The organism is Vibrio sp. 10N.222.49.C9, assembly GCF_041474985.1.
In the GTDB taxonomy this organism is placed as follows: domain Bacteria; phylum Pseudomonadota; class Gammaproteobacteria; order Enterobacterales; family Vibrionaceae; genus Vibrio; species Vibrio crassostreae_C.
Window position 1 is genome coordinate 1 of record NZ_JBFRVD010000189.1, and the last position, 439, is coordinate 439.

Sequence of the window (439 nt, forward strand, 5' to 3'; positions counted from 1 at the left end):
GCCAATAACTGGCAGCAAATCTGTGAAGCCGCAAAGCAAGGTGCCGCCCGCAAAGTCATCATGATAAGCTCTACCGCGGTTTACCCTTCTCTATCGAAAGATATGAAAGAAGATGACGCGAGCCTAGAGTTAGCCCTTGGTAATAATGATTTTTCCGACAAAAGCCTCGCACTGTTGCAAGCCGAGCAAAAAGTTATAGAGAGCGGGATGGAGTATGTGGTGATCCGCTGCAGTGGATTAGTTGATGAGATTCGCCACCCCTCACGCTTTGCTACGCGACTACGCTCAGTGAGTCACAGTGCTCCTGCAAACATGCTGCATCGGGTGGATGCGGTTGGTGTGGTTGAGTTTGCGATGAATCATATTGGGCATGACATCATTAATGCCTCCACGCCCAACACCTGTGATAAAGCGCAGTTTTATCAGGCCGCCATTGAAT

At 49.4% G+C, this 439-nt stretch carries 1 pseudogene; it reads left to right on the forward strand.

Annotation, left to right across the window (positions count from 1 at the left end):
- Window positions 1–439 (forward strand): annotated as a pseudogene (locus AB4585_RS22685) (hypothetical protein); the annotation flags it as partial.